Here is a 3,577-nt window from a genome sequence, read left to right as displayed (position 1 = left end):
TGGTTTGGCATGCTGTTGGGTTTTGAGGCAACAAGCCTCCTTTCCTGGTGAATGGTTGCCGGGGTTCTTCCTGTGGGGAGGGTCCTGGTGGTGTTCGCTTGGGTGAGGGGTTCTTGGTGTTTCGGTGTTTGTCCTGTGTTTGCTGCAAGGATGTCCTGTTGGATTGATGCTGGCCTTTGGTTGGTGTTGGTTTTGGGGTGTTGTTGCGGGGGTGCGGGGTTGTTGTTTGGGAACTGTATAGTGAACGCGAGCATCTTGCAGATGAGATGAGCTGGCTGGTCCTTTTCCTGGGATTGGTTGGTGTTGGAGTCTTGTCTGCGTGATTTTGTTAGATTGTTTTATTGCTCAATTCTGAGACTTTGATTTGTGTTGAAGTTTTTAAGGGCGCACGGTGGATGCCTTGGCATCAAGAGCCGATGAAGGACGTGGGAATCTGCGATAAGCCTGGTGGAGTCGATAACCGGACGTTGAGACCAGGATTTCCGAATGGGGGAACCCCGCACCATGTTATGTGGTGTGACCTGCAGCTGAATGTATAGGCTGTGTGGAGGGAACGCGGGGAAGTGAAACATCTCAGTACCCGCAGGAAGAGAAAACAATAGTGATTCCGTTAGTAGTGGCGAGCGAACGCGGATGGGGCTAAACCGGTTGGTGTGTGATAGCGGATAGGCGTTGCATCACCGGGGTTGTGGGGTCAGCATGTGCCAGTTCTATCTACGCTGGTGGGATGAGGTGCAGGCGTATAGGTGAATCGGTTGGAATGCCGGACCAGAGAGGGTGATAGTCCCGTAGGCGTAATGCGTGTCTGCCGTTCTAGTGTTGATGCCCGAGTAGCACGGGGCCCGTGAAACCTTGTGTGAATCTGCCAGGACCACCTGGTAAGCCTGAATACTACTTGATGACCGATAGTGAATCAGTACCGTGAGGGAATGGTGAAAAGTACCCCGGGAGGGGAGTGAAATAGTACCTGAAACCGTGTGCTTACAATCCGTTAGAGCCATGCCTTGTGTGTGGTGATGGCGTGCCTTTTGAAGAATGAGCCTGCGAGTTAGTGTTACGTCGCGAGGTTAACCCGTGGGGGGAAGCCGTAGCGAAAGCGAGTCTGAATAGGGCGTGTGAGTGGCGTGATCTAGACCCGAAGCGAAGTGATCTACCCATGGCCAGGTTGAAGCGCGTGTAAGAGCGTGTGGAGGACCGAACCCACTTCAGTTGAAAATGGAGGGGATGAGCTGTGGGTAGGGGTGAAAGGCCAATCAAACTTCGTGATAGCTGGTTCTCCCCGAAATGCATTTAGGTGCAGCGTTGCGTGTTTCTTGCTGGAGGTAGAGCTACTGGATAGGCGATGGGCCCTACAAGGTTACTGACCTTAGCCAAACTCCGAATGCCGGCAAGTGAGAGCGCAGCAGTGAGACTGTGGGGGATAAGCTTCATAGTCGAGAGGGAAACAGCCCAGAACGCCAACTAAGGCCCCTAAGCGTGTGCTAAGTGGAAAAGGATGTGGAGTTGCTGTGACAACCAGGAGGTTGGCTTAGAAGCAGCCACCCTTGAAAGAGTGCGTAATAGCTCACTGGTCAAGTGATTCCGCGCCGATAATGTAGCGGGGCTCAAGCACACCGCCGAAGTTGCGTCATTCAAGTGTTAGCCTGGTTTCGATTGGGTGTTTGGATGGGTAGGGGAGCGTCGTGTGGACGGTGAAGTCGCGGTGTAAACCAGCGGTGGAGGCCACACGAGTGAGAATGCAGGCATGAGTAGCGAATGACGGGTGGGAAACCCGTCCGCCGAATGATCAAGGGTTCCAGGGTTAAGCTAATCTGCCCTGGGTTAGTCGGGACCTAAGGCGAGGCCGACAGGCGTAGTCGATGGACAACGGGTTGATATTCCCGTACCGGCGAAGGACCGCCCATACTGAGCTGTGGATGCTAACCATGACGGATCCGGTGATTTGTTCCTTCGGGAATGGTTGCTGGTGGTGTGGTGGGAACCGATGCAGTGAGGTCAGCGTATTAACAGGTGTGACGCAGGAAGGTAGCCGAGCCAGGCAATGGAATTGACCTGGTCCAAGGGTGTAGGAAGAGTGGTTGGCAAATCCGCCGCTCATGTATTCTGAGACCTGATAGGCGCCCCGTTTATGGGGTGATTCGGTGATCCTATGCTGCCTAGAAAAGCATCGGCGCGAGGTCCCAGTCCGCCCGTACCCCAAACCGACACAGGTGATCAGGTAGAGAATACTAAGGCGATCGAGAGAATCATGGTTAAGGAACTCGGCAAAATGCCCCCGTAACTTCGGAAGAAGGGGGGCCTGCCCCGTGATGAGAACTTGCTTCTCTGATGCGGGTGTGGGCCGCAGAGACCAGGGGGAAGCGACTGTTTACTAAAAACACAGGTCCGTGCGAAGTCGCAAGACGATGTATACGGACTGACTCCTGCCCGGTGCTGGAAGGTTAAGAGGACTGGTTAGCCCTTGTGGCGAAGCTGAGAATTTAAGCCCCAGTAAACGGCGGTGGTAACTATAACCATCCTAAGGTAGCGAAATTCCTTGTCGGGTAAGTTCCGACCTGCACGAATGGAGTAACGACTTCCCCGCTGTCTCAACCATGAACTCGGCGAAATTGCAGTACGAGTAAAGATGCTCGTTACGCGCAGCAGGACGGAAAGACCCCGAGACCTTTACTATAGTTTGGTATTGGTGTTCGGTGCAGCTTGTGTAGGATAGGTGGGAGACTGTGAAGCTTGGACGCTAGTCCAGGTGGAGTCATCGTTGAAATACCACTCTGGCTGTACCGGTCACCTAACTTCGGACCATGATCTGGTTCAGGGACAGTGCCTGATGGGTAGTTTAACTGGGGCGGTTGCCTCCTAAAATGTAACGGAGGCGCCCAAAGGTTCCCTCAGCCTGGTTGGCAATCAGGTGTCGAGTGTAAGTGCACAAGGGAGCTTGACTGTGAGAGTGACAGCTCGAGCAGGGACGAAAGTCGGGACTAGTGATCCGGCGGCACCTCGTGGAAGGGCCGTCGCTCAACGGATAAAAGGTACCTCGGGGATAACAGGCTGATCTTGCCCAAGAGTCCATATCGACGGCATGGTTTGGCACCTCGATGTCGGCTCGTCGCATCCTGGGGCTGGAGTAGGTCCCAAGGGTTGGGCTGTTCGCCCATTAAAGCGGTACGCGAGCTGGGTTTAGAACGTCGTGAGACAGTTCGGTCCCTATCCGCTGCGCGCGTTGGAAATTTGAGAAGGGCTGTCCTTAGTACGAGAGGACCGGGACGGACGAACCTCTGGTGTGTCAGTTGTACTGCCAAGTGCATCGCTGATTAGCTACGTTTGGAAGGGATAACCGCTGAAAGCATCTAAGCGGGAAGCCTGCTTCGAGATGAGATTTCCATGCACCTTTGTGTGTGAGAGGCCCCCAGCTAGACCACTGGGTTGATAGGCAGGATGTGGAAGCAAGGACTGAAGACTTGTGCAGCTGACCTGTACTAATAGGCCGATGGCTTACAACACACAATAAAACAATGATTTGAACTGATATTTTCAGTGCTGTTCGCGTTCACTATGCGGTTACGAGACAACAACCTCT

General features: G+C 53.7%; 1 rRNA gene. It reads left to right on the top strand.

Going from position 1 to position 3,577, the window contains the following annotated elements:
* Window positions 1-368 precede the first annotated feature (368 nt).
* Window positions 369-3,501, top strand: a 23S ribosomal RNA gene (locus tag ANI01nite_RS16525).
* Window positions 3,502-3,577: the final 76 nt, after the last annotated feature.

Origin of the sequence: Glutamicibacter nicotianae (assembly GCF_006539525.1) — a bacterium.
In the GTDB taxonomy this organism is placed as follows: domain Bacteria; phylum Actinomycetota; class Actinomycetes; order Actinomycetales; family Micrococcaceae; genus Glutamicibacter; species Glutamicibacter nicotianae.
This window is presented reverse-complemented; position numbering and strand designations above follow the sequence as displayed.